Below are 26120 nucleotides of genomic sequence, written 5' to 3'. Positions count from 1 at the left end.
ATGAATCCGATAACTGCTGCATATTCATTGGTAACCGATCCCGCGGGGTCTTTCAGGTTCTGGGTGGAGATAGACGGATTGCTGGTTGCCGGATTTACGGAGGTTTCCGGCCTCCAGTCGGAGGTGGAAGTGGAGGAGTACCGTGAGGGCGGCGTGAATGAATACGTGCACGTGCTGCCCAGAATCACCAAGTATCCCAATATAGTATTAAAACGCGGGGTCACAAGCTCGGATAATCTCTGGGGTTGGTATGAAAAAGTCACCGAGGGCAGCATACAGCGCAAAAACGGCTCCATAATACTGCTCAGCCAACAGGGGCTTGAGCTGTGGAGATGGAACTTTTACGACGCCTATCCCACCAAATGGATTGGTCCGGAGTTGAATTCCTCCGGCAATGATGTTGCCGTGGAGACCCTGGAAATAACCCATAAAGGTTTGAAGGGTATAGCCAGCAGGTGACGGGAGCGGTGTTTCGGATACAGTTGGTAGGGCTTTTAAGGTAGAAATGTCTGTTTCAACAATTACAGGCTTTGGGGCCGGATATTGCCGGTTCCGGCACGGCGCAAGGGGATAATGAAGTGTGAGCACACCGTCAGGCATTTCATTTGCGGAAAAAATACTGAGCAAATACAGCACTGCCCGGAGAGACATCTGGAGCAGAGTCTCCCTGGTTTACAGGGAGGAACTCAACCATGCCCGGAATGAACAATCTCCTTTAAATCAACTGCTGTTAAATATCCGGCTCACATTAAGGCAGAAAGAAGAAAACACCGTTTTCCTCTCCAAAGGGTTCACTCTATATCAGCTAACCAAACTGATTAATAAACATTTGAGGCAATTTAATACCCTCGGGAGCAGATTAAAGCAGCCCCGGGAATATGACTTTTATATAAAAAGGATTGAATATAATTATCCGCTTGCGGCCGCCGGCATACTGCATGGTCAAAGGGATGGCAGGATTGACGGTTACCGGCCGGCTCCGGATGAATCAGGCGCGGATTTCCCGCCAGGGAGTATCAGGCGGAAACCAGCCGTTTTGAACAGGCCGGAACCGCCGGGAGGTTTTCAGCCGCCTGCGGGGAGAAGCCGCCCGGGAAGTGGTTATTTCCACAGCCCTTATGCCGGCCAGGCCGGTAAAACACTTCCGGCGGGCAGGAGTGTTCCGGAGGGAGTTCCGGTTTTGGGGATGCCGGGGGTATTGCGGTTTTATCATAGCTATGCTGACGTTTTAATGCTCCGGGGAACGGAAACCCGGTCCGGAGCAGGTTATGGAGAGCCGCTGGCCGGGGAAATTACGCCTGCGGGAGGGAATTTCGCGCCGGCAGCGGGTAAAATATTAAAATTTGTTAATTCAAACGCTATTATAAATAGTTTAATTCAGCTCCCTTTCACTGCGGGCCGGGAAGTTGTCCCGGGGCATGCCCTTTACCTGCGGGGCGCCGGGCGGCCCGGCGCTTTTCCGGAAACTGCGGGGCTGCCGGCATTGCCGGCGCCGGGCGGCGGTTTAATAATGTTTTCCGCCGGAAAGACCGTCAATAATCATAAGCGGGAGGGGGGCCCGCCCCGGCCGCTGTTCCATACAATGTCCGCCGCTGTGCTCATGTCTCACAGGGACAGCTTCCACCCCGGGCAGCCGGGTCAGGGTCCGGCGGAAGCCTGGCGGGGCGACGGCATAAAATTTGCCGGGAAGGCCGGGCCGGGCGGGAGCGGATTTACACCCGCCGGCCAGTATAAAACCGCCGGCTCTTTAATGGAAATCAAATTTGAAAAGCCGGAACCATTGTATGCGGCGATTGTCGCCGGTCTTAAAGCAATAAATGTATGCAAGGGCATTTTAAATAGAGCGCATCAAATGCAGGCAGGCCGGCAAGGGGCCGGGACCGCTGCTGAAACCGGAGCGACCGCCGGGGGTTCCGGGCCGCCTCCGGAAAACAGTCCGGGGGGGAGCGGCTGGCGCGGGATTTTGCTGTCAGCCCCGGTCCGGCAAAACAGGAGAATTTTTTTTCAGAGGTTTTTAACAGGTAATACAGGTAATAAAGGAGCACGGACAGCCGGCAGCCGGTTTTTTTATCCGCTCTCCTTGTCGATAAGGCCTCCGGGCGGGGCTGTAAAGGAAATAATCCCCGGACAGCCGGTAAAGCCGGTGTGGGAAAAATTTTCTTTAAAAACAGATGCTAAAGCTTTATACATATCCCGCATGGGAAAAAGATTATTTGCGCCGGGGAAAACGCTGAAAGACAGCCGCCGCGGCCACGGAACCATAGCTCTGCCCCGGTTCACACAGGTCAGCCGGCGTGGGGCGGTATTATTGCCGTTGGAGAGCGTGCCGGTTAAGGGAACCGGCAACCTGTGGGGTCTGGTGGAAGCAGCCCCGGGCGAGCCGGGGAGGGAAAAAACAGCCCTCGTATGGGCGGGTAGGGCATCCGGCGCGGGCATTGACGGAATAGCCGGTGTGCCGGGAGCCTCTTTTACCACCCATGTGCTGGAAATACTGCGCGGCTGGGCCGCAAATAATACCGTGCTCCGGCGGGCCATGCAGCCGGGGAGGGGAAAAACAGCCCTCGTATGGGCGGGTAAGGCATCCGGCGCGGGCATTGACGGAATAGCCGGCCGGCCGGGAGTCTTTTTAACCACCCATGTGCTGGAAATACTGCGCGGTAGGGCCGCAAATAATACCGTGCTCCGGCGGGCCATGCAGCCGGAGAGGGAAAAAACAGCCCTCGTATGGGCGGGTAAGGCGTCCGGCGCGGGCATTGACGGAATAACCGGCAGGCCGGGAGCCTTTTTAACCACCCATGTGCTGGAAATACTGCGCGGCAGGGCCGCAAATAATACCGTGCTCCGGCGGGTCATGCAGCCGGGGAGGGAAAAAACAGCCCTCGTATGGGCGGGTAAGGCGTCCGGCGCGAGTATAGATGGAATAACCGGTGTGCCGGGAGCCTCTTTTACCACCCATGTGCTGGAAATACTGCGCGGCAGGGCCGCAAATAATACCGTGCTCCGGCGGGTCATGCAGCCGGGGAGGAAAGAAACAGCTTCCGTATGGGCGGGTAAGGCATCCGGCGCGGGTATTGACGAAATAACCGGTATATCGGGAGTCCCTTTAACCGCTCCTATGCCGGAAATGCCGGGCGGCTGGGCCGCATATAATACCGTGCTCCGGCGGGTTATGCAGCCGGGGAGGGAAAAAACAGCCTCCGGAGGGGCAGGTAAGGTCCCCATCGCCGGCATCGACGGAATAACCGGCAAGCCGGGAGCCTTTTTTACCATCCTTATGCTGGAAATGCTCCGCGGCGGGCCTGTATATAAAACCATTCTGCGGCATATGTCAAGGCAGGAGTGGAAAGAAACGGCCCCGGGATTTTTTAAGATGGCAGACGGTCTTCCCGGACCGGCGAAGGCGCGGGCCGGCGTCACCCTCCAAAAATATCAAAAGCAATATCTGCTGCAAGGGCTTAATTACAATGGGACAGATAACGAACAAGGAGAAAATTATCTTCCCAATTACAAGACGCTGCCGGAATCCCGGGGGCGAAGGACGGTTTCACGGGGTGCCGGTGAAATTCCGGCTGAAAATACCCTTTTGGATAGATTTTTGAGCGGCTCATTGACAGGTGTCCTGCTCATTAACATATACAGACGGCTTCTGTTTAAAAATTACCGGACGCTAATAGCCGGGAAAGGCGCAACAGAAAGAAAAGGGGGCCGGGGTCGGCTTAATGCGCCCGGCTTGCCGGATACATTTACCGGTTACCCCTGGCCGGGAATAAACCGGCGTGAGGTTATAGAAGCAAAGCGGCATTACCTCGTTGAGAGATTTACGGTTCCAACGGCGGGCCGGCGGAGATTTCCCGCGTCGGCTGCCGGAACAAGGGTGGAAATAAACGGCGGCGTTCCGGAGCATTTTCTGCTGCTGCGGCAAGCCGCAGGTTCCGACGGAATCAGCCCGGAAAATAATTACCGGGAAAACCGGAGTTATCGGCTGGAAATTAATGCAACCCGGCATTTCCGGCAGAGCCTTATTAAAAAGTTAACTCTTTTGCGGCATAAAGTATTGTCCATATTGCGGGGCGGTTTGTCCGGGCAGTTAATGAAGGCCGCCGGCGGAGCAAGTGAGGACGGCGGCAGCCCCGGGGCAAAGGTCCGGTACGCGCCGGACAATACCGGATATAGTCTCCTCCGGACGGATAAGAGCCGGGAAAAAGGGGAGAAAGGGAGCGGCCCGTTTACGGTCCGGAGAGAAAAATACCGGTGGGAAGAAACAATAAAAGGTTTACTGCGGCTAAAATTCATGCCGTCTGTTCAGGAATTTATAAAAGCGGCGGATTTATCGCCATATAACAGGGTTGGCGGCTTGAAGGCCTATGAATACGGCTTTGGGCCTGACGGTGAATTGATGCCTGAATACCCGGCGTATTTTGACGGCGGTAAAGCCTTTAACACACCCGGGATATATATGAGCGGTTTCCCTGGTTTGACATTGCCTCAGTCCATGATACCGGACGGGAGGCGCTTTCCGATAGATAATTTTACTGCGGCAGCAGAAATCCTCAAAATATTCCCGGTGACAGCCACCGGAGCAAGAATGGAGAAAAATAGCGGCTATCCCGGCCTGTTCCTGCAATTGCGGCAAGGTTCCAGATTTTCCGGGAACAGCTTTGAAAATAATTTCCAGGCATACCGGGAATCCCGGGTGAAAATATTAACAGCCCGGCATTTCCGGGAGAGCCTTCTTAAACAGCCGGCTGCCGTACACCGCGAAGCCCGGGCTTTTCTAAGGCGCGGCCTGTCCGGGCATGGAATAAAGGCGGCTGGTGAAACACGTAAAGACTTCGGCAGCGCCGGGGCAAAAGCCCGGGACACTTTAGCTTATTCCGGATATGACCGCCGCCGGGCGGAAAAAACCTGGAAAAAAATAGAGAGATCAATAATGCCGGAGGAATTGCGGCCATATAAACGGATTGCCGGCTCCAGGCGGCAGGCGTCCCCTATTGGGCAGGCGGGTGTGACAGCGCTTCCATATGCGGGAAAGGCTATTGCCAGCGATATCATTAATATACCTGTAATATATGTGAATCCGGCCCGGCCGGAGGGGATAAGAAAGGAATCCGCCGGGTGGAGTCTGAAGCTGTATTTTAACCGCGGAGGCGGGACTTTTGAGTCAATCTTCCCTGGACAGAGGGACGCCGTCACCGGATTGCCGGATAAAGCGCCCGGCGGTCACACCGGAAGAGAGCGGGCAAAAGGCGGGATAAGGGGTATTAATGACGCCCTGCGGCGGGTGTTGTATAAAGCCCTGGCTTTTTACAGGGCAAAGACAAAACAAACGGAACTATTATACCGGAAAAAACAGCCGGCCGGCAATAATGCGCCCGGGACAGTTTTGTTTCCCGGTGAATATAAATTGGAATTTAACGCTCCGGCGGGATTAACCGCTGCTGCCGCCGGAATACCCCCGGCGGAGGAGGCCCGGCGGCTTGCCGAAGGCAGCCTGGCAAAAGGCGGGCCGGGGAGGTTCCTTTTCCCCGGCGGCACGGTAATGTCCGGCAGGAAATTTATCCTTAACCTTCGCCAGGGTATCAGTATCACCAAAACATACCATATGGAAAGGCGTTTCCATGTGCACACCGTGATGCGGAGAGTAAAAACAATCCGGGAAAATCCGGAAGTTTTCCGGGAACAAAGAGCGCCGCTGAGAGAAACCCTTTCTCCTTATACGGCCATGCCCAGTCTGGATTTCAGAAAACCATTGACAGCCGGGGAAAACAGCATTCCGGGGGATAGGGCACAAGCCCCGAAAAAACAGGTTCAAACAGAGGTATACATTGATAAGCCGAACATGCAGGCCGGTAAGGAAGCAAAGATAGATATCAATAAAATAGCTCAAAAGGTTTACCTGGAAATTGAGAAAAAATTTAAATCCGAGCGGCAGAGAAGAGGATTTTAAAAACTAGTCGGAGGAATGATGGCTGATGGCTCTGGAAAAGGCCACCATAATTGTTCATGAAGGCAGAAAAAAGGGAAGAATTACGGTTTTGTTCAATCCCGGCGAATATTCCCTAGAAGACAGCAACAACTTCGCCCTGGAATATCATATCGGCCAGCCGCTACCCGTGGCGCAGTTCATGGGGGGAACCGGCACCACCCTGACCATGGATTTGTTCTTTGACACCTACGAGGACAGAATTGATGTGAGGAATTACACAAATCAAATATCGGGGTTGCTGGACAGGGACAGCGATCTTCACCGGCCTCCCCTGGTGAGTTTTGCCTGGGGCTCGATGGACCCCTTTAAGGGAGTTGTGGAAAAGGTAACCCAGAAGTTTACAATGTTTCTGGATTCAGGCACGCCTGTAAGGGCGACGCTTTCGGTAACCTTCAGACAGTGCCAGAGCATTACCGAGCAAAATCAGGCTAGTCCGCTGCAATCCTCCGACCGCACCAAACAAAAAACCCTTAAACAGGGAGACCAGCTTTGGATGATTGCCGGCGAGGAGTACGAAAATCCCTCTTTATGGAGGGAAATAGCCAGGGCCAACGGAATTGACAACCCGAGAATGATTGAGGCCGGGAGGCACTTAATTATCCCCCCTCTGGAGTGAAGTGATGAGTGACTTAACCCTTGATACCCAAAGTTATTCCTTAAGTGATCTGGACAGAAAATACGGCAATTTCCAGGTGCCGGGCTTTGAAATAGTCCTTGAAGGGAGCAATCTGTCCAGGGAAGGTGTCGGAATTTCCTCCATAACGGTGGATACCAGCGTTGAAAAGGCGGATTCATTTTCTTTCACCGTGAGCAACGCTTTTGATGAAACAAACAGGACTTTTAATTGGCTGGATAAATACTTCCTGGTGGGCAAATATCTTAAAATCAATATGGGTTATATGGACAAGCTGGTTACCGTTTTTGACGGTTTGACAACTTCGGTGAAATTTGACTTTAACCCGGAGGAAAGCCCCAAGGTTATAGTATCGGGAATGGACAGGACATTTTTGTTGATGAAAGGCATAAAGTCCCGTTCCTTTAACGATAAAAAACACAGTGATGTTGTCAGTACCATAGCCGGGGAGCACGGTTTGAGCGTCGGCAAGGTGGATGACACGTCGGTTCAATATAAAATTATCGAGCAAAGCCGGTCCACCGATTACCAGTTTGTGTCATGGATGGCCCGGGAAAATAATTACGAATTTTTCGTGGTGGGCAAAAAACTATATTTCAGGAAATATACCGGCAGCACCCCGGTGGCAACCCTGGAATGGGGCAAAAACCTGCGCAGTCTGTCGGTGGAGATTGACATAGCGGACCAGATTGGTGCCGTTGAAGTCAGGGGCTGGGACGTTGCCCAAAAGAAAGAGATTGTAGGGCAGTCGGGCAGTGTAAGCAAGCTTGGCAGCGGGTCCGCCACGGGACCGGATGCGATTAAAAAGCTATGCGGCTCCGGCAGCAAGGAATATGAATATGACGGCACAGTGCCTTCCGCTGCCGCGGCCCAGCAAAAAGCCACGGCCATTTTAAACCAGCGGGCAATGAAGCTGGTTTCCGGAAGCGGGGAGATGATGGGGACTCCCGAAGTCCGGGCCGGCCGCTTTATCAAGGTGGCTCAATTGGGCAGCAAATTAAGCAATAACTACTATCTAACCTCGGTTAGCCATGTAATAGACGAGTCCGGATATATAACGTCTTTTACCATAGGGGGAAATGCTTTTTGAGTATATATGATTCCCTGTCGGGTCTCAACGTTCCTGCCAATAAAAAAGTATACGGGGTTATGGTTGGAGTGGTCACCAACAACAAGGACCCGGAGAAGCTGGGCAGGGTAAAGGTAAAACTTCCCCTGAGGGAGTGCCAGAATGAAACATTCTGGGCCAGGATGGCGACCCTGATGGCGGGCAACAATATGGGGAGTTTTTTTTTGCCGGAAGTAAACGATGAGGTTCTGGTGGCTTTTAACGAGGGAGATCTACACCAGCCCTTTGTAATAGGGATGCTTTGGAATAACAAGGATAAACCCCCGGAAACAAATGAAGACGGCAAAAACAATATCCGTAAAATAAAGTCACGCAGCGGGCATGAAATTATTTTCGGCGACGAGTCAAGTAAGGAAAGCATTACTATCAAAACCTCCAAGGGACACACGGTTACAATGGATGACTCGGGCACCGGCAAAATAGAAATTAAAGACAAAGACGGAAAAAATACTATAACCATAGCGTCCGGCACCAACGAAATCACCTTGAACAGCGACGCGAAAATTAATTTAAAAAGCAAGTCCAATTCCGTTCTTATCGACTCAATGCAAAACAGTGTCACCATCGAAAGCGCCATGCAGCTAAAAATAAAATCCCAGAAAATTGACATAGAAGCAGGCGGAATGATGACTGTTAAATCCGGAGGAATGTTGACTATTCAGGGCTCAATGGTGAAGATTAACTAGCCTGGTTGATTATGGCGGAACAGTTGACCCGGGGTGATTATCTCAAGGCTCACTTATATTCGAGAAGGTAGTGGTAACGTGCCAAAGAGTTTTTTAGGAAGAGGCTGGAAGTTTCCGGTGGAGGTCGACCCCAAAACAGGCAGGATTAAGCTTTCGGAGTACGAGGAAGACATTTCCGAGGCAATCCGGATTATTCTTGCCACTTCCAAGGGAGAGCGCGTGATGCGCCCGGATTTTGGCTGCGGGGTACAGAGCTTTGTTTTCGGCCTGACGGATACCACGACCCTGAAGCTTTTTGAAACCGAGGTGAAACAGGCCATCATGGCCTGGGAACCCAGGGTTCAGGAAGTGGAGGTTAAAATTGTCTTCGACCGGGACACTCCCGGTAAATTGCTCATTAATATACAGTACATTGTGCGGCTGACCAATAATTTGTTTAATCTGGTATATCCTTTTTATTTAAGTGAGGGTGTCAGTTAAAAATGTTATTTTTACGGGCCAATATAAAAGTGTGGGTGAGAATATGCAGCCTCCGTTAATGGATTCCAGGGACATAAATGCCTTGATTAACCACATGAAAAATATGTTTCCCTTTTACACGCCGGAATGGAGGTTTACTCCCGGGGACCCCGATCCGGGAACCGCGCTTTTTTTAATATTTGCCGATATGTTCCAGGAAAATATAAAACGGTTCAACAGGGTTCCACTGAAAAATTTTATAGCTTTTCTTAATATGTTCAACGTTTCGGTTATGCCCGCAAAGCCGGCCAGGAGCTTTGTATCCTTCCGGCTGAGCCCGGGGGCGGGAGAGCCGGTGTTTATCCCTGCGGGAACCCAGGTTTCGGCCGAAGGGCCCGAGGGCGAGGCCATTATATTTGAAACCGAAAAAAATATACTGGCCACCCCCTCCTCCATGGTGGCCGCGTTCAACACCGGCCCCGCCCTGGACAGTATATTTAAAATTAGCGAGGACTTTTTTGCCGTCCAGGAAAACGGCGAAAAGCCCGCCGTCGCCCTGTTTGACTTCTCCGGACCGGATAACCTGCAGGAGCACAGCCTGTATCTGGGGCACGCCGATTTGTTCAATATCAGGGAAACCGCCCTGGTGGAACTGGAAGTTAAAAATTCCTTTAAACGCTATAAGGAGCCTTCCATTTGCCAAAAGCTGGTCCAGGGTGAATATACGCAATGGTCCTATCGGAGCGGAGAAGGATGGCAGCCCTTTGACCAGGTTTTTTCCAGGGGCAACAAAATTATACTGAAGAAAGCGACCCCCGGGCTTATCGAAAAAAAGGAAGTACAGGACATTCAAAGCAGATGGATTCGCTGCCGGCTCAAAGATATGAAAATTCACCAGCTGTCGGAGATAGAAATTGACGGCCTGGGGCTGAGTGTTGATTATTGCGACTGTGAACAAAAGGGCGGCGTCACTCCCGACATGGCCTATTATAACGATGTGCCCAGAGATACCGGGGGGTTTTACCCGCTGGGCGAGTTCTTTGTTTTATACGACATGTTTTACCTGGCCAGCCAGGAGGTATTTTCCAAAAAAGGTTCGCTGGTTACAATTAAATTTATCCTTGGCCACCGGAATAACGTGATGAAGAATGACCCGCCCGGGGGTCCCGAATACAAAGACATTATGAAAACCAGGGACTTTGCGGAGCCCCAGCTGCCCGAGGTATCGGTATTGACCGTGTCATGGGAATACTGGAACGGAAATGGCTGGATTAAGCTTTTTTCCCGCAAGGAATACGAGGAGATATTCTACCACCCCCGTGACGGGGAAGTGGATCTAACCTTTAATTGCCCCCTGGACATGCAGGAGACTTACGTAAATGATCAGCTTAATTACTGGATCAGGGCCAGGGTGTTAAGTATCGAGAACGTTTACACAATTCCCTCGGTTTACCGCTCGCCCTGGATCGAGAATATCAAGCTTACGTACAGATACCATGAAGTCAAATGCCCGCTGGACTGCTGTATGCTCCATAACAACATGGAATACCGGGATATGACAGCCGCCGCGGGCAGCGGCGGACAGCTCTGGCAGCCCTTTTATTCCCTTGAAAATAAAAAGCCCGCCTTTTACCTGGGGTTTGACAGACCGCCGGTAAAAGGACCGCTGAGTCTGCTGTTTTCAATAAAACAGCAGAAAAATAACGGTGAAAAGCCCATTTTGGAATGGGAGTATTTGAGTGGCGCGGGCGGCCGCCTTGAATGGCTTCCGTTAAAGGTAACGGATGACACAAAAGCCTTTACCAGGAGCGGCACCGTTGTTTTTGCCGGGCCCCAGGATTTTGCCAGGAGCAGTATCTTTACCAGGGAGCTTTATTGGATTCGCATCGTGAATCTGGACGGCAGGTTTGAACTGAACGAAGCTTCCCAAAAACCTCTGGTTAATGGAATTTACATGAATTCCGCAGGGGTCGTGCAGCACCGGAGCATTAAAAATGAAATGATTGAGACCGTCGCCGGGCAGGATGACAGGGAATACCACCTGAGCATGTTTCCGGTAATTTCCGAGGAAGTATGGGTCAATGAGGCGGAGCATCCGGCCCTGGGCCAGCCGGATATTCCAACCGGCAAAACAGAGGGGGTTCAGGTTGTAAAAGACCCCATAGGAAATATTCTGGAACTCTGGGTCAAGTGGGACCCCGTGGAGGATTTCGGCGGCTCAGGCCCTGAGGACAGGCATTATATTATAAACCGCATCACCGGCGCCCTTCGTTTCGGGGACGGCAGGAACGGCAGGATCCCACCATGCCTGGGGAGGGACAACGTAAAAATAAACTATAAAATAGGCGGAGGCGCCCAGGGCAATGTGGGCTCCTTTGAAATAAACAGTCTTCAAAATTCCATAGTTTTTGTGGACCAGGTTATAAATCCGGAGCCCTCCGGGGGCGGGTGCGATACCGAGACCCTGGAAAGGGCCATGCAGCGCGGCCCCCAGTATTTGAGGCACCGGAACAGGGCGGTGACAGCGGAGGATTTCGAATGGCTGGCCAGGGAGGCTTCCCAGGATATTGCCAGGGTTAAATGCCTTCCCAATATTAATACCTGGGGTAAAAAAGAAAGCGGCTGTGTGGCTGTTGTGGTTGTTCCAAAAGGAGCGGGCAAAGGTTCCCCCTTTTTTCCCGCACTGAAGCGGCAGGTGGAAAGGTACCTTGTGGAAAGGTCGGCCGCCACGGTTAGCTTTCAAAATAAAATTCAGGTAATTGAACCTGTCTATCTGGAGATATCCGTTCACGCTCACCTCGCTGTGAATGAAGCGGATTACGTGGCCGTTACTGAAAAAGAGGCCCTGGAGAGGTTAAACAGCTTTCTGGACCCGCTAACGGGCAATTTTGAGGGCCAGGGCTGGGAAATAGGGCAATATCCTCACATATCGGTATTTTACACCCTGCTTAAAGCAGTGAAAAATGTTAATTTCATTGAAAATGTTTCAATCGTGGTGGATAAAGTGGAAGAAGGGGTACGTTCCGAAATTAATCCGGGTTCGCTGGGTGATTTGCCCCATGGCATGGTAATGAACGGAAGACATTTGGTAATTGTCAATATGTTATAGCTTTATTTGAATAGGAGGGGTTGCCGGTGCTGCCCTTGCCGGATTTGGACGACCGTTTTTTTAAACAGATTGTTGAAGAGTCCAGGAGAAAAATTCCCAGGCTGGCGCCCCAGTGGACGGATGAAAACTATCACGATCCCGGGATAACGCTGATAGAGCTGTTTGCCTGGCTGACGGAAATGCAGCAATATCATTTGAACCGCATTACCCTTAAGAGCGAGCTCAAATTTTTAAAACTTTTGGGGATGCGGCTTGGGGATGCGGCTCCGGCCAGGGCGGATGTCACCTTTGACGGCGTAACCGAGCCTGTGATGCTGCCCCGGGCCGCCAAACTGGAGGGCGCGGACAAGGTATTTGAAACTGAAGAGCCGCTGCTCCTGCTGCCCGCCAAAATTGAAAAGGTAATTGTTTACGATAATAATGATTCCTATGACTATACCTCCATCAACAGCCACAGGGGGGTTACATATTTTGCCTTCGGCCGGGAGGCGGCGGTGGGAAACAGGCTGTACATAGGCTTTGACAGGGCGCTGCCGTTAAACAGGGATATACGTTTGACCGTCAATCTTTTCGATGGCTATCCGGTATCCCTGGTTTGCGGCGGGGTGCCGGGTCAGGGCGTAATTCCTTCCGCCGCTGTGTCCTGGAAATATTACGGACAGGGCAGGGGACCGGAGGACGTCCCGGGCTGGTTTCACCTGCAGGTCACCGGGGATGGGACGGCGCATATGTCCCGCAGCGGCGGTATTACCTTCCGGGTTCCGGCGCCCATGCGGCCCGCGATAATCCACCCGGCCGGCGATGCCAGCCGTTTCTGGATATGTTGCACCGTTGAGGAGGGCGGATATGAGGTTGCTCCCAGAGTGGATGGTATAACTCTGAATGCGGTTTCCGCCGTTCAGCGGAATACCCTGAGCAGTGTTTTTGCCTTTTCCGGAAACGGAAAGCCCGGCCAGTCCTTTGAAGTGGAGCATTATCTGGCCTATTACGGTATTAACAGGGTGCAGGTCCGGGACGGCGAGGGCAACTGGCGCCACTGGAAAAGAGTGGAGGATTTATTCACGGCCTCTTCGGAAGCATTATGCTATACGCTGTCAAAAAATCCGGACAGCAAAAAAACGGTTTTGCTTTTTGGTTCCGGGGATAAGGGAGCCGTGCCCCCCCAGGGCGAAGGCAATATCAGAATGATTTCGTTTTTGCCCGGGTTTGCCGGCAAAAGGATTTTGGGCAGGAGCAACGGGCTGCCCAACCAGTCTTTTAATCTATATGAATACCCGGTGGCCGGGGAGAGCTTAATGATACAGGTGGCTGCAAAGCTGCCCGGTTCCGGAGAATTAGTATGGCGGGACTGGGAGCGGGTGGAGGATTTTGATCTTTCCGGCCCCGGGGACAGGCATTATATACTGGATCCCCCCACAGGAGAAATACAATTCGGAAACAATGAGCAAGGCGCCGTACCCGGGCCCGGGGAAGAGGACGACATATGTGTCATAGCCCTTCAAACCGGGGGCGGCGGCGATGGAAACCTAAAGGAACATGAAATCAATACAATTATTGAAAGGCCGGAAGAGTTAAGAGAGGTTGGGGTTACCAATCCGTTGCCCGGGTCAGGAGGGACTGACAGGGAAACCATTGATGACGCCAGGAGGCGGCTCCGGGCAGAATTTAAAAAACAGTACCGGGCTGTCACCTGTGAGGATTATGAAGAAATTGCCAGGTCCACCCCCGGGTTGAGGGTAGCCAGGGTAAAGGCGATACCTCTTTTTTCTCCGGGGTTAAAAGACTATCCCGACAACAAGGCGCCGGCCCAGGTAACGGTGGTGGTGGTTCCATACAGCGAGCAGAGGAAGCCGGCCCCCGGTAAAGGTTTTCTGCAAACGGTAAAAAGACACCTGGACAAACACAGAATGATTACCACCGAGCTGCACGTTATCCCTCCCGAATATATTAAAATTTCAGTGCACGCGGTGGTGGTTACCGCTTCGTACATAAAACTGGACCCCGGTAAAATTGTGGAGGAACTGGACCGGTTTCTGGACCCCCTGGATGAAAGCGACGGCTTTCGGGGCTGGGTTTTCGGCCGGACGGTATACAAGGGGGATATTTACGGGGTTATAAACCGTATAGAAGGCGTGGAGTATATAAAGGAACTGTGGCTTAACGCGGAAGGCGTGGGAATACGCAAGGAAATGAGCGGTGATATTAAAATTCCCCCCCACGGGCTGGTGTATTCCGGTGAGCATGAAGTTGAGACGGTGAGCCGGAGGGAAATGTAATAAACCACAGGAGTTTGAGGTGTTAAATAGGTGTATGGAGAGGTTAATTTCTTTTCAGTAAACAAAAAAAACGACTGGGAAAAGGGATGGGCCGACAATATCCATTTCGGGGATGAAGGCATATCATTGAAGACCGGACGGCAGTACGTGCTGTCAAGGTTCATCGGCTTAAGGAATTTAATGCCCCATACCGGGATAAATGATATGGCGGTGGAAAACAACGGTCTGTTTTATTTGCTGGATGACCGGGCCGGGCTGTGGGTTTACGATTATCGCAGCCGTCAGAACGATGCGCTGTTAAAGGAGGGCCACGGCTTATTCACCGGGCAGGCCATGGTAGCCCTGCTCGAGGATGTTGTGCTGGTGGCTGATCCCCTGTCGGAGCATAAACTGACTGCCTTTTCCCCGGCAAACGGGCAGATGCTCTGGAGTTTGGACAGCTTTGAGGATAATTCCATTTTCCCCCTGGGGATGGCCGGCGACGGGCGGAATAATCTTTACGTGGTAACGCCCCTGGGGATAAAAGCGGGCGGTTATGCTGAAATTTTTTCCGACAATCCCCCGGGAATATTAAAAATTGATTTATCCGGAAAAATAACGGATGTTTTTTCCCACCGGGAATTTTTGCTTCGCCGGCCGGCCACAGCCGCCCGGCGGGGGAACAGCCTTTTTACAGCGGTATCCGGGGACGGGTTTGTTTATATTCTGGATTCGGAGGCAAATTCGGTATATGTCTTTTCTCCCAAGGGCGAACTCAGCCTGCAGTTCCAGCCGGGCTTTTCCATAAAGTCCTCCGGCCTGGCATTGGACTCGGACAACAATATTTACCTGGGAGACGGGGACAGGTCCGGCCGGGAAGCCGAGGACGGGAGGTTTATACACAAATTTGACCGGGATGGCCGGTATATTGGAGTGGTGCCGGGCTTTAGAGGCGGTTCGGACAAACTCCTGACGGATGATAAAAACAACCTTTACGTATGGAACGGAGAAGACAGCTCCATCAGCATTCTGGAGCAGAGACAAAAGATACGCGGAAGCGGCTCGGGGCTTCCCCGGGGGACATATTTTTCCGCCTCCCTGGACAGCACCGTTGAGGAGATGCACTGGCACAAGCTTTTACTGGAAGCGGAACTGCCTGATAATACTCAAATTGTTGTTTCGCACTATTGTTCCGACAGCAAGAACATTTTATTTAACGAAAAAACAATCAACATGGATGATTTTATAAAGGACGGCTCAATATCCGCCCGGGAAAAGATTGCTCATCTTTCCGGCTGCTGGTCGCAGCCGGTGGTTAACCCCGGTGACGCGTTGTTTCACGGAGCCAGGGGACGTTATTTGTGGCTGAGAATCGAGCTTATAGGCAGCGGTGATAAGACCCCGGTTTTGAAAAAAGCAAGGGTTTATTATCCCAGGATGTCCTATCTAAGTTATTTGCCCGCGGTATACCAGGAAGACAATAATAGCCGGGATTTTCTGGAAAGATATCTGGCGATGTTTGAATCCTTTTTAATGGACATGGAGGAAAAAATAGAAGGGGTCGCAAAATACTTTGATCCTGACGCCGTGTCCGGACCTTTCTTGAAGTGGCTGGCCGCCTGGCTGGCAATCGTGCTGGACGACAGCTGGAGCGAGGAGCAGCTTCGCCTGTTTATCAAGAAATCACCGGAGTTGTACAAAAAGCGCGGCACAAAGCGGGCCATTGAGGAAATAATTGAAATATATACGGGGCAGAAACCGTTTATCATAGAATATTTTCAGTTCAAATATTTAAAAGACAAACCGGAAATGAAGGGACTGCTGGCAAATCTGTACGGCCTGGACCCATATTGTTTCACGGTGCTGATAAAAAAAGAATGCGTGGAAACGGAGCAGCGGCTGTTGGCGGTTCAAAAAATACTCGACCGGGAAAAACCGGCTTTTACGGAAGCCAGGCTTGTGGTGCTGCAGCCGTGGATCTACATGGATATGCACACTTACCTGGGCATTAACACTTACCTGTCCGAGTTGACCCTGCTGCGCCTTGATCAGAGGTCCGCAATACCGTTTAACACCGTGCTGGTGGATGTCGACATGGACAATCGCCTGGGATTGCATTCCCGCATGGAGATAGACGCGAAAGTAAAGTATTAAACCTGCGCCCATGTTAAATTTTGATAATTTGATTGCAGGAGGGAATTCCTATGAAAAATCCCCGTTATTACCCCTTTGAAAGGAACCGCTATTTTTACGGCAAACTGCTGACGGTCCGGGATTTTGAATCCGAACAGAAATATTTTAACGACAAACGGCGTTTGGTAAACAGGCTGCTTTTTGGAAGCGGAGTGGTTTGCGGATTGCAAGTGGTTGCCATCGACGATCAGACCATTTCCGTGGAAGCGGGGGTGGCCCTGGACTGCTCCGGCAGGGAAATAGTGGTCTCGTCGCCGGTTACCCAGAAGCTGTCCATGATCGACGGTTTTCTGAACAATGAATATGCCAAAAACGTATATCTGTGCATTGCCTATGACGAAAACGGAAAGGAGCCCGTGCACTCGGTGGCCGGGGCCTCAACCAGTTCCGAAGAGGTCAGCGAATATAACCGCATTCAGGAGAGTTACAAAATTTTCGTAAAGGAGGAGGCTCCGGACCCTTCCTCCATAGGACTGACCGATCTTGTGGAAGACAACCGCCTGATTTACCAGGACTCCCAGGTAAGGATCAGGCAGAAAACCCCCCGCTATGTCAATCCCGGTGAGGATCTTGAAATAACCCTTATTGTTGAGAAAACATTGCAGACCCCTCAAATTCAAGTTGAATACCAGGTGGAGTCGGAGCACTTTTACCCCGAACAGGGAGGCGTTCTCAATATATCCTTCACCGAACCGGAATACGGGCAAAAAACCGAGTATTCGGCCTCTTTCCAGGTAAAAGCCGGCGACTATTCGGATATTATCGGCAGAATCGCGGTGAAAGACCGCAGGGTTAACCTTAGAATTGGAGACAAGCAGCTGGATATTGAAACGGATTGCTCCAACGAGGTGCATATAGTTGAGGGTTCAATAAAAGAAAGAGTACTGCGCAGCTATTTTGACCTTCCACTGGAGCAGTGCCTCCAGTGCGCCGGGGAACAGTGCATTTACCTGGCTAAAATCAGCCTTTTGCATATGGGCCGCACTTATATTATAGAAAGGGTTGAAAACGTTCCCTTCGGGGAGTATGTTTACAATGCCTCCGTATTATACCGCCTGGGTTTACTGGAGACCGACCGGTATGGAGCGGATTTCTCCTCAAAGCTGGCAGCCACCTTGCTGGATGAGGACTTGCGGGACAACCAGTTAAATGTCCAGCCGGATACGGTGAGGGAGCAGCCCAAGGTTTTAGATATAAATACGGGTGTGGCGGTAATAGACCTGGAATCCAACGCCAAGGCGGGCAGAAGTTATTTTTCCGAAGAGATTGACCATGGGCTTGGTTTCGGCCCGGTGCTCATAGTAACCGGACTTGAGGAGCACGATAATATGCTGCTGGGGGTGGAGCAATACAAAGAGCAGATTTTTTACGGCGCAAGCGAGGTGTTTCAGAAGAGTTCCTTTGAGTCCACGCTGCCCCCGGTATCAATCGGCACCGTTGCTTTTCCCGGCACAGGCACCTTCCGGGTGGGGGTAAGGCTGCAGGCCGGCTCAAAGGTAACCAAAATTCCCGTCAGGTGGTGGGCGTACAGAAGACCTTAAATTTCAACATAGCCAATCATTTAGCAAAGGAGGTGTGAATATGTCATGGCGGGTCTAGCTGCCGGTGTAATGGACAGAGCCCCGGCTTTAAGCAAAAGCAAAAAACCATCCAGCCGGGAGAATACCGCGGCCACCAGACAGCCCACGGGCAATCATCCGGTTTTACAGCTCCAGGCGGCGGTGGGCAACCGGGCGGTGCTTCAGATGATGCGGTCCGGAACACTGGGTAATTCTATTTCAGGCAACGGTGTTGTCAGGAATATGCCGGCAGCGGTGCAGGCCAAAATGGAGAGCGCTTTCAACACGGATTTTTCCGGCGTTACCATTCATGAGGGAACCCGGGCCTCCTCCATCGGCGCCCAGGCCTATACCCAGGGCAGCGACATACATTTTGCCCCCGGTCAGTTCAATCCCGGCACCGCTTCAGGGCAAAGACTGCTGGGTCACGAACTTGCCCACGTGGTGCAGCAGCGGGAAGGACGGGTATCCGCCCCCCAGGGAAAAGGCCTGCCCATAGTGGCCAGCCCGGCGCTGGAGGCCGAAGCCGACAGGTCCGGGGAAAGGGCCGCCAGGGGACTTCCGGTGCAGGGCAGGCTGCCGGTGCAGCTGAAGCAGGATAGCGGGCATATGCGGGAAAAAAGCAGCTGTTCCTGCAATCCGGGGATCGGGGCGGCATTAAGGCAGGATTCCCGGACTCCCATTCAGGGCAACTGGTTTACAGACCTTTTCTCCCGTAAAAAGAAGGAGGAACAGGAAGACCAGCCCCGGAAGGAAGAAGGGCAGCAACAGGATGACCTGGAGCCCTCCCGGGAACAGCAGCAACAAAAGCCGCCGGAAAACAGCGAGCGAAAGAAAGAAGCCCCCGAAGGGTCTCAAAAGAATGAAGAGGAGTCCCAGCCGGTTATCGGAAAGCCCGAAAACGTGGTAATAGGCGGAGGTCATCAGCCGTCTTCGGACGATATAAAGCTTAAGGCGGATGAAATTGAAGACCCCGAGAAGGCCTTGGAGGGCTACCTGGATTACTCCGCGGAAAATGTAAAGCAAATGGGCAGGCATGAATTTAAAATTCACAGGTACAGGGATTACCTGGAGGGCGACCTGGACTTTGTTTTACCGGCCGTGGCACAGTTTAGAGCCCTGAATGAGCGCAAGGCAAAGCTGCAGCAGGAAACTTCCGGCTCATCAGGCCAGTCCGGGGGCGACAAGGAAAAGTCCGCCGGGCGGGAAACGGATAAACAGAAGTCTGAAGAACTCCGCAAAATTGACAAGGACCTGGAGACCATAAAGGATTCCCTATGCGGGTCAAGGGAAGTCGAGGACGAAAAAGGCGAGAAGAGCAAGGTGAGAGGCGAAGAGCCCGAGCAATCCGAGCTCAACGCCAGGAATAGATACGACCTGGCCCGCAGGGCCGAAGCGGTGGTGGATGCGGAAAACCCCGTGGTGGGTTATGCTTACGACAGAATTAAAGAATACAGGGATGAGATCAAAAATTTCAAAAAGACTGCCAAAAAAGCCAAGAGCGACATAGAGCGCCGGGGTATGAACAATAAAATAGCCACCCTGGCCAAAAGTTACAAAAAGGATGCCGCCAGGCTGGCGAAGCAGTCCAGTTTGAGTGAAAGCCACGTGGCGGTGAAGAGAAAGCAGCTTAAATTCGCCAAGGCAACCGTCAAGGGTGTGCTGGGCAGGGGATTGACCTTCTGGCAGTACATGAAATCAAAACTTTTCTACGGTATTTTATCCGCCGGTCTTTCCGCGGTCACACTGGGGGCTGTGGAAATTGACACCCAGAAGAGCAAGGGCGGATATGACAAAAAGTCAAAGGTTGTATTCAGTTACTGGAACAACTGGAAAAAGGACTATAATGAATTCAAGGCCATAGCAAAGGCCAAACCCTTTGGAAGCCTGACCACGGCCCACCTTTTCCTGAAGGGCGTGGGAGAACTGTTTATCAAGCCGCTGCGCAACCTCTTTACAGGGGTGGCCACCGTGGCGGGACTGCTGTCGCTGATTCCGCCTCTGGCTCCGGTTTGCGGGTCCATAGCGGCCGTGTGCACCACGGCGGCGGTTATACTGGCCATGGCCAAGGGAGCGCTGGACGTGCTGCTGACCACCTGGAATCTATTAACCCTGGCCATGAACAACAACCCCAGGAATACCGATCTGCTCAGGGCCCAGGCCACCAGCACCGCGGTTAACGTGCTTGTGGACTCAGCCCAGGTGGGGTCAGGCGTGGCGGGAGCCGCGGTGGGCAACGCCTTGGGAGGTAACTACAGCAACTCCTTTGACGTGATGCGCACAGGAAACCTGTCCCTGGGCGGTTCCGGCGACGGAGGCCTTTTATCAACAGCCCTGAGGTCCGGGACCAAGCAGGTAGCCACCCAGGGCACCAAAATGGCGGGTTCTGTTGGCTCCGGCCTCAGCCAGGTTGAAAGCATGGGGCCCGGCGCCAAGGCCAATTTCAAATTCAGTCAGGAATCCCAGCAGGAAAGGGAGCCGGGGCATTTGAGATACCACGCGCCCCAGGAGTCCGGGGACAATCCCGGCTGGATGAACGAAGAGATCAGGAAGGACAGGCAGATGCGGGACGAGGCCCAGCGCGGGCTGGCCAGGAAAGCGGGAATTCAGCTGGCGGGACTGCTGAACGACACCAACAGGGCCGCGGGCAAGTCCAGCAAGGCGGAGGCCGATGCCAACCTGGTGGACAGCAAGACCAGGTCCGAGGCCGGCAAGAAAGGCAACCCGTCCGACATACAGGATGCCGACAAGGATAATACCAAGGGCATGAAGGAAAGCGTCAGATCGGGCTCCGGGTCTTTGAAGGAGCTGGCTGACAATTTGAAGGACGGGATAAAACTGGCCCAGGAATTGGGAAAAGCCAGTTAGACCCAAAAAGGCCGGCAGGAAAAGCAATATCACAGCAATAAGCAAAGATAGCCGTTATAAACGTTAAAAGGGAGGAATACAGGGTTTGCCTGTATTCCTCCCTTTTTAGTGCGCCCGGCATGGGCGCGGTATTTACATTGATCCGGGAGTTTGCTCAGTTTTTTCAGGTACCGGCTCCTTTTCAGCCGTGCCGGTTTGCAGCGCCGGGGCCTGGCTGCCTGTGCCGGCCTCAGCGCCGGCTTCAGCGCCGCCGGTGGTGTCGCCGGTGGTATCGCCGGCGTCAGCCGCGGTTCCGGTGAACAAGCCGTTTTCAAAGGTCCCCTGGCACTGTACGGAGCCGTCCGGATTAAACAGGACCCCCTCCCCGCCATATTTCCCGGCCAGGAAAACACCCCTGTATTTTACATTGCCGTCGGGATAGTATTCCGTTCCTTCCCCGTTAAGATAACCGCCTTCAAAGGTTCCTTCGCATACAACCTGGTTGTTCCGGTCGAAAATTTTGCCGCTGCCCGCATAATCACCATTCTCAAACTGGCCCTGGTAATACAGCATTCCTTTATTATCACATAGTTTTCCCAGGCCGCAGTAATCACCGTTGGCAAATTCCCCCTGGTAAAAAAGAACTCCCTTTTCATCGTACAGTTTTCCCTGGCCGTTATAAACCCCGTTGCCGAATTGTCCGTCATATTTAATTTTTCCGCCGGGGTGGTACAATTTTCCCTGGCCGGAATAGGTGGCGTTCTCAAACTGGCCCTGGTACAACAGCACTCCTTTTTCATCGTATAATTTTCCCTGTCCGTGATAGTTGCCGTTGTTGAATTCTCCCTCGTATTTTATTTTTCCGTCGGGAAAATACAGGGTTCCCTGGCCTGAAAAGGCGGCATTGCTGAATTCACCCTGATATATCATATTGTTGTTTTGGTCGTATAGCTTTCCCTGACCGTTGTATATGCCGTTGTTAAACTGCCCTTCATACTTAATCTGTTCTTTTTTGGCATTTTCAGTGAGCAGGAATTCCTTGCCCTGCCCTGAATATGCCCCGCTGCTGAATTCACCGTAATAAACCGGTTTTCCCTTGTCGTCGAATAATTTGCCGTATCCGTTATAAACGCCGCCCAAAAAGCCGCCCTGGTATTTTATGGTCTGGTTTAAATTGTATAGTGTTCCGGAGCCGTTCATCAAACCCTTTTCAAATTGTCCCCGGTACACCAGCACGCCTTTTTCGCTGTATTGGCTTCCTGTGCCGTTATACAACCCGTCAGCCAGTTCGCCTTCATATACCAAAATATTGTTTTCATTGTACACCTTCGCTTTTCCGGTATGTTTGAGCTGTTCCTTCGCCTTCTGATATAGGATGGCCGGTTTATCCGTAAATACCCTGGGCAAAAATTTAACGCCGCAGAAAGTTAAAAATAATATTATGAGCACAATGAGCACAATGAACCTTTTTGAAACGTAATAAGAGCCTATTTTAAAATAATCTTTTATTGACGAGGGCTTTGTATCAATAAATTTTTTAATTCCCGTTTGCAGTGCTTTAGCTATTACTTTTGGTAAATTTTTTAATTTTCTCAGGGGCACTATTATTATTTTATTAATGATAGGTTGAACCAGGGACCTTAAAATCTTATCAATCAAAATAAATACACCTTCAATATACAAATTTATGCCCTAATTTTACAATAGGCAACAATCCTGAGCAATACACTTTGTTAAAATTTGTCTAAATTAATTGAAATACAGTAATTATAGCGGTAAAATAAATATCAAAAGGTTTGGAAACTGAGGTGCAATAATGAAGAAAAGCAAATTATTGCTGGGATTTGTATTATTGACAATTGTAATATTGAGCTTTTTACAGTTAAACTACAGGGATTTTTTTGAGGAATCGCCTTTTAAAAGGAAAATGACATTTGAGAATCTGTCGTTTATAATACCGGATTCCTTGAACAATATTTATACCATCGACAAATCGAGAAAGAGAATTTTAAAAATTGATAGTTCGGGAAAACTGGCCTATGCAATAGGCAGGGACAACAGATATAAAGACGCAGTGTGCCTTTATACGGAGCTGTCCGTGGACAGTAAAGGTTTTCTTTACGTGCTTGACACCAATCTGGACGCAAGCGGGCATTATGTAAATTCGGAAGAAATAGTTCGCTATACTCCTGAGGGGCGGTTTGACGGGGTGATTTACCGGGTGGATTACCCGGAGGCGAAAAGGCCCGTTCGCACGGGACTGCTGCAATCCCTGGCCATAATAGATGAAAATATTTACTTTTACAGTGTGGAAACCAATAATTTGTTGTTGAACAAGCTTAGCCTTGACGGCAAAAGAGTTGAAAATCTGTTTAACGTATCAATGACACGGGATATGTATTTATCCAACGTTACCGGTTACAGGGTCGGGTCAACCTTCTACAGCACCAAGAGGGGAGAAATATTCAGGGTTGAACCCTATGGAGAATCCGTTCTGCTGTATGCCGGCGGCGGTGATGGCGGCGCCTTCAGGTCCATACCCAAGTATCTTAACGCCGGGCCGGGAAACGTTATATATTTCGCGGACGTGGGAAAAAGGGAAATAAACAGGATAACCGCGGAGGGCATGAACGTCCGGGCGGACACATTGATTTCAGCCGACAGGCTTTCAGCGCAGGGTATCGACATTCCCTTTACCGGCCTGGCCAATGTTGCCGTGGCGAAGGACGGCTCCCTTTATACCGGGGCAGCCGACCAGGTTATTCATGCCCGGCCGGACGGCAGGGTGGAGCTTGTTCTGGATAGTTTTAAATATCCCGCAATGAGCATGGTGCTAAAGCTGCTTTTCTGGCTGCTGCCCCTGGTTACCGCCGGCCTTATCTGCTGGGGCGTCAGAATTCTTTATATTGACATTATGCAGCGGAGGGTTTCGCTGATAATTAAACAGATTGCCGTCTTTGTTCCCTTGATTGCCATTTCCCTGGCTCTGGTGGCGGGGGTGGTATACGTTAAATTTGCCCAAAAAATTGAAGATGAGCTTTTTGCCAAAATGAGCATACTGGCCAATATGGGGTCCAGAACCATTGCCGGGAATGAGCTGGAAAATATTACAATACCAGAGCACTTTATGAACGGGGATTACCAGGTGGTCAGGGAGCGGGTGCACTCCATGCTGGAAGAAAACTCCGGCAAAACAGCGGATGAATTTTATGGGGTGGTATACAAGGTTGAGGATGGCCGGGTGTTTGAAATTATGGTTTACGATGACAGTGTAAGTCCCTATTATCCCCTTGATTATGGGGCGCAGGATTATATAAAGGTGCTGGAAACCGGCAAGGTTGCCACCGTTATAACCAGCGACCCCGACGGAAGCTGGATGTTCGCCCTGAGTCCCCTGTATAATCCCCAGGGTAAGGCGGTGGGAGTATATGAAACCGGCATGGATTTAAACGGTTTCATTCAATATAAAAATAATTTGCTGTTGAGTATAGGCAAGACCATTGCCCTGGCTATTTTCATAATAGTTATCGCCTTTTTAATAATGACCTATTTGTTGCTCAAGTCAATCAGGGTTTTGCGTGACGGGGTCAACGAGGTGGCCGGCGGCAACTGGAATGTCGAGGTCACTGTGAACACCAGGGATGAAGTGGGAGATTTAAACGAGGGTTTCAACAAAATGTCCGAGCATATACGAAAATACATATCGGACATCACCCTGTTGAACGAATCTTATCTTCGTTTCGTACCCCAGCAGTTTCTAAGTTCTCTCAATAAGGAAAGCATAGTTGACGTTCAGCTGGGTGATCAGGTTAAACAGCAGATGTGCGTTTTGTTCACCAATATTCGTTCATTCTTTGTTATGGCAGATTCTTTAACGCCGGAAGAGAGTTTCAACTTTATAAACTCCTTTTTGAAAAGAATCGGCCCGGTAATACGAAATAACGGCGGATTTATAGGCAAATACCTGGGTGCCGGAATAATGGCGGTATTCCCCGGCGGGTCCCGGGATGCCATGAATGCCGCGGTGCAAATGAGAGCGGAGCTGGAATTGTTTAATGAACAGCGAAAAAGGTCGGGCTATAATCCCATAGATATCGGTATAGGTATCCATAAAGGGCCGCTGATGCTGGGTATTGTGGGGGAGGAAAAGCGGCTGGAGGGCGCGGTTATCTCCGATACGGTCAATTTGGCGGCCACCATAGAAAAACTTACGGAAAAGTTCGGCACTTCCATTCTGGTTACAGAGGACATGCTTGATGATACCGTAACGGAACAATTCCAGTATCGCTGGCTGGGACTTGTCCAGGTGGAGAACAAGGAAGAGCCGGTCAGGATTTACGATGTGTTCCAATGCGACCCCGGGGTGATCAGGAGGCTGAAACAGGAGACCAAGGAGCTGTTTGAAGAAGGGATTATGTTCTACCAGGACGGGCGATTTTATGATTCCCGAAGCAGGTTTGTGGAAGTTATCAGAAATAATCACTGGGATGAGGCGGCCAAGATATATTTCTTTTTATGCGACGAATATTTCAAAAAAGGCGCTCCGGAGGAATGGAGCGGCACTTTGACGGCTTAGACCGGACAGGTTTATATTTTTATTCCTGATAATTAATTGATCATCTAACAAATAATTGACGTAATTTTCTTTTAACTCCAAGCAGCATTTATTTGTTAATGATTTGGATTAAAAGGAGATGTGTCAAATGCATAACGCTTTAAACCTTAATACCTCTAAAGACACGGACAACTATTATATCTGCGAGGTTACCACCCCGGAGGAAGCTAAAAGGGCCTCCGACTTCCTGCTTTCCCAGGAATCCTTTGACGCCAGATTGACCCCGGGGGAGGAGGAAGACGCCAGAAACCACCCCCTGCTGAGCCTGCGGGAAGAAAAGAGCAGATACTGGTATATGGAAAACGAAAGGGGAGAAATTATTGCCGTTAACGGGGTGAAGGAGGATGAACATAAAAACAACGGGTACATTGGAGCATTCCTGGCTGTCTCTAAAAGATGCCGGAACAAGGGCATAGCCGCCAGGATGTTTGATATAATGCTGGATTTTATCAGGGATAAAGGAGGGCGATATCTTCTGATTGATACCTCTGACCGGGATGAGTACAAAACCATAAGATATTTCCTGAAAGCCAGGGGCTTTCAGCAGGTGGGCTATTTCCCCGAGTACTACTATCCGGGGGAAGGAACCTATTGGTATTATAAAAAAATGGATGACCTGGTATTGTAATTTTTTATCACCTGGAGGCT

The 26120-nt window shown here is 51.0% G+C and carries 14 protein-coding genes; 13 read left to right on the top strand and 1 reads right to left on the bottom strand.

Going from position 1 to position 26120, the window contains the following annotated elements; genetic code table 11:
* The 11 genes from DCCM_RS13935 (at nucleotide 1) to DCCM_RS13885 (ending at nucleotide 20878) form a co-directional block, all read left to right on the top strand.
* The gene (locus tag DCCM_RS13935; protein WP_104372993.1) at nucleotides 1-459 is read left to right on the top strand and encodes a phage tail protein; all 459 of its coding nucleotides are present in this window, start codon (nucleotides 1-3) and stop codon (nucleotides 457-459) included.
* 121 nt (nucleotides 460-580) lie between these two features.
* Nucleotides 581-5947 (top strand): hypothetical protein, encoded by a 5367-nt coding sequence (locus DCCM_RS13930; RefSeq protein ID WP_104372992.1) that lies wholly within the window; start codon nucleotides 581-583, stop codon nucleotides 5945-5947.
* Nucleotides 5948-5972: 25 nt separating this feature from the next.
* Nucleotides 5973-6602 carry a CIS tube protein gene (locus DCCM_RS13925; protein ID WP_104372991.1) on the top strand — a complete coding sequence of 210 codons (630 nt, stop codon included), beginning with the start codon at nucleotides 5973-5975 and terminating at the stop codon, nucleotides 6600-6602.
* 4 nt (nucleotides 6603-6606) lie between these two features.
* Nucleotides 6607-7710 (top strand): phage late control D family protein, encoded by a 1104-nt coding sequence (locus DCCM_RS13920; RefSeq protein ID WP_104372990.1) that lies wholly within the window; start codon nucleotides 6607-6609, stop codon nucleotides 7708-7710.
* Complete coding sequence (locus tag DCCM_RS13915) at nucleotides 7707-8435, top strand: phage baseplate assembly protein V (RefSeq protein ID WP_104372989.1); 729 nt, start codon at nucleotides 7707-7709, stop codon at nucleotides 8433-8435. Before DCCM_RS13920 ends, DCCM_RS13915 begins: the two co-directional genes overlap by 4 nt.
* A gap of 78 nt (nucleotides 8436-8513) precedes the next feature.
* On the top strand, nucleotides 8514-8915 hold the full coding sequence (locus DCCM_RS13910) for a GPW/gp25 family protein (protein ID WP_104372988.1): 402 nt from the start codon (nucleotides 8514-8516) through the stop codon (nucleotides 8913-8915).
* 43 nt (nucleotides 8916-8958) lie between these two features.
* Nucleotides 8959-12003 carry a putative baseplate assembly protein gene (locus tag DCCM_RS13905; RefSeq protein WP_128739156.1) on the top strand — a complete coding sequence of 1015 codons (3045 nt, stop codon included), beginning with the start codon at nucleotides 8959-8961 and terminating at the stop codon, nucleotides 12001-12003.
* Between the two features lie 26 nt (nucleotides 12004-12029).
* Nucleotides 12030-14279 (top strand): putative baseplate assembly protein, encoded by a 2250-nt coding sequence (locus DCCM_RS13900; protein ID WP_104372986.1) that lies wholly within the window; start codon nucleotides 12030-12032, stop codon nucleotides 14277-14279.
* 30 nt (nucleotides 14280-14309) lie between these two features.
* Nucleotides 14310-16412, top strand: a complete 2103-nt coding sequence (locus tag DCCM_RS13895) for a phage tail protein (protein WP_104372985.1) — start codon at nucleotides 14310-14312, stop codon at nucleotides 16410-16412.
* Between the two features lie 50 nt (nucleotides 16413-16462).
* Entirely contained in the window at nucleotides 16463-17992 is a 1530-nt protein-coding gene (locus tag DCCM_RS13890; RefSeq protein ID WP_104372984.1) for a hypothetical protein, read from the top strand.
* A 45-nt stretch (nucleotides 17993-18037) separates the two neighbouring features.
* Nucleotides 18038-20878 carry an eCIS core domain-containing protein gene (locus DCCM_RS13885; RefSeq protein ID WP_104372983.1) on the top strand — a complete coding sequence of 947 codons (2841 nt, stop codon included), beginning with the start codon at nucleotides 18038-18040 and terminating at the stop codon, nucleotides 20876-20878.
* 132 nt (nucleotides 20879-21010) lie between these two features.
* On the opposite strand, the gene DCCM_RS13880 is transcribed toward DCCM_RS13885, so the two are convergent.
* The gene (locus DCCM_RS13880) at nucleotides 21011-22516 is read right to left on the bottom strand and encodes a hypothetical protein (RefSeq protein WP_104372982.1); all 1506 of its coding nucleotides are present in this window, start codon (nucleotides 22514-22516) and stop codon (nucleotides 21011-21013) included.
* A gap of 157 nt (nucleotides 22517-22673) precedes the next feature.
* On the opposite strand from DCCM_RS13880, the gene DCCM_RS13875 reads away from it, so the two are divergent.
* Nucleotides 22674-25433: an adenylate/guanylate cyclase domain-containing protein gene (locus DCCM_RS13875; protein ID WP_104372981.1), complete on the top strand. Its 2760-nt coding sequence runs from the start codon at nucleotides 22674-22676 to the stop codon at nucleotides 25431-25433.
* Between the two features lie 127 nt (nucleotides 25434-25560).
* Nucleotides 25561-26100, top strand: a complete 540-nt coding sequence (locus DCCM_RS13870) for a GNAT family N-acetyltransferase (protein WP_165792170.1) — start codon at nucleotides 25561-25563, stop codon at nucleotides 26098-26100.
* Nucleotides 26101-26120: the final 20 nt, after the last annotated feature.

This window comes from Desulfocucumis palustris, assembly GCF_002933875.1.
GTDB classification, from domain to species: domain Bacteria; phylum Bacillota; class Desulfotomaculia; order Desulfotomaculales; family Desulfocucumaceae; genus Desulfocucumis; species Desulfocucumis palustris.
Note: the sequence above shows the minus strand (reverse complement) of the source record. Positions and strands in the feature narration are given on the sequence as shown.

Coding starts and splice junctions, on each gene's coding strand:
- DCCM_RS13935 (WP_104372993.1), top strand. CDS start 1: ATGAATCCGATAACTGCTGCATATTCATTGGTAACCGATCCCGCGGGG.
- DCCM_RS13925 (WP_104372991.1), top strand. CDS start 5,973: ATGGCTCTGGAAAAGGCCACCATAATTGTTCATGAAGGCAGAAAAAAG.
- DCCM_RS13920 (WP_104372990.1), top strand. CDS start 6,607: ATGAGTGACTTAACCCTTGATACCCAAAGTTATTCCTTAAGTGATCTG.
- DCCM_RS13905 (WP_128739156.1), top strand. CDS start 8,959: ATGCAGCCTCCGTTAATGGATTCCAGGGACATAAATGCCTTGATTAAC.
- DCCM_RS13890 (WP_104372984.1), top strand. CDS start 16,463: ATGAAAAATCCCCGTTATTACCCCTTTGAAAGGAACCGCTATTTTTAC.
- DCCM_RS13885 (WP_104372983.1), top strand. CDS start 18,038: ATGGCGGGTCTAGCTGCCGGTGTAATGGACAGAGCCCCGGCTTTAAGC.
- DCCM_RS13875 (WP_104372981.1), top strand. CDS start 22,674: ATGAAGAAAAGCAAATTATTGCTGGGATTTGTATTATTGACAATTGTA.
- DCCM_RS13870 (WP_165792170.1), top strand. CDS start 25,561: ATGCATAACGCTTTAAACCTTAATACCTCTAAAGACACGGACAACTAT.